This window comes from Ruegeria sp. CDSB113 (genome assembly GCF_059611045.1).
The window spans coordinates 1-1306 of the sequence record NZ_JBXWOU010000039.1 but is presented as its reverse complement, the minus strand read 5'-3'; the positions used below and the strand labels follow the sequence as shown (position 1 = coordinate 1306).

Sequence of the window (1306 nt, the reverse complement as noted above, 5' to 3'; positions counted from 1 at the left end):
CGGCCCAATCTGGATGAGGTGGATGGCTCCTGCACCACCGGCATCGAACGTGCCAAAGTGCAGTTGTTATCTACTGCTAGGAAAGGAGCCACCCAATGACAGTTAAAACCGTAGGCCTGGATTTGGCCAAGGACGTTTTTCAGGTGCACTGTGTTTCAGCCACCGGACGCAAAATCATCAACAAAAAGATCAAACGTGCCAAACTGCGGGCGTTCTTCGAAACGCTGCCGAGATGTGTTGTCGGCATGGAAGCGTGCGGTTCGGCGCATCATTGGGCACGCGAGCTGCGCAAACTTGGCCACGATGTTCGTTTGATGCCAGCCGCCTATGTTAAACCCTACGTGAAGCGCGGAAAGACGGACGCAGCCGACGCGGAAGCGATCTGCGAAGCAGTTCGGCGACCAACCATGCGCTTTGTCGAAATCAAGACCGAAGACCAACAGGCAGTACTGGCCATCCATCGAGCGCGGGATCTGGTCGTTAGGCAGCGCACCCAGGTCGTCAATATGATCCGCAGCATCCTCCGGGAATTTGGACATATCCTGCCGACGGGTATTGAGGCTGTTTCTAAGTTCGCTCGGGAACACGGCACCGAAGCGCAGTTGGAAATGCCCGAGATCGCGGACGGCATCCTCGGCGTGATGTGTCATCAACTGAACGGGCTCAATGCGCGGGTTGATGGGCTTACCAAACTGATCGAACAACACGCATGGCTCGATGCCGATGCACGACGTCTGATGAGAATGCCGGGGATCGGACCCATCACGGCTTCGGACGTTGTCGCCACCATTGGCGATGCAAAACAGTTCGAGACCGGACGCGATTTGGCGGCTTGGCTGGGGCTGACACCGCTGAACAAATCCAGCGGCGGTCGAGAGCGCCTCGGGCGGATCACAAAGAAGGGTGACCGGTACATCCGAAAACTGCTGATCATCGGAATGACGTCGCGCGCGCTCATGGCTAGGAACAGCCCAGAGAAAGCCGACACCTGGACTGCGAAGCTTCTAGACGAAAAGCCTTTCCGACTGGCGACAGTCGCCATGGCGAATAAATCCGCCCGGATCATTTGGGCGTTATTGACGAAACAAGAGGAATACCGGCAGCCGATCTGTTGATCCTGCCCGGAGATGCAAGACGTTTGATGTGATGATGCGAACCGAAGTCACCCAAGAGTAAGGACACTCCGACCAATGGCGCGGCCTTCAGAGGTCGTATTCCCGATAGGAACCTTACTTGCGGAACTCATCAGGGCCAGTGGCAACTGCCACGCAAACAGGCCGGACACACGACTGTACTGACAGAATAT

The 1306-nt window shown here is 56.4% G+C and carries 1 protein-coding gene; it reads left to right on the top strand.

Annotated features, from left to right (window positions below):
- Positions 1 to 95 precede the first annotated feature (95 nt).
- Entirely contained in the window at positions 96 to 1115 is a 1020-nt protein-coding gene (locus AC2FIS_RS23160; protein ID WP_496775617.1) for an IS110 family RNA-guided transposase, read from the top strand.
- The last annotated feature ends 191 nt before the right edge of the window (positions 1116 to 1306 follow it).

Coding starts and splice junctions, on each gene's coding strand:
- AC2FIS_RS23160 (WP_496775617.1), top strand. CDS start 96: ATGACAGTTAAAACCGTAGGCCTGGATTTGGCCAAGGACGTTTTTCAG.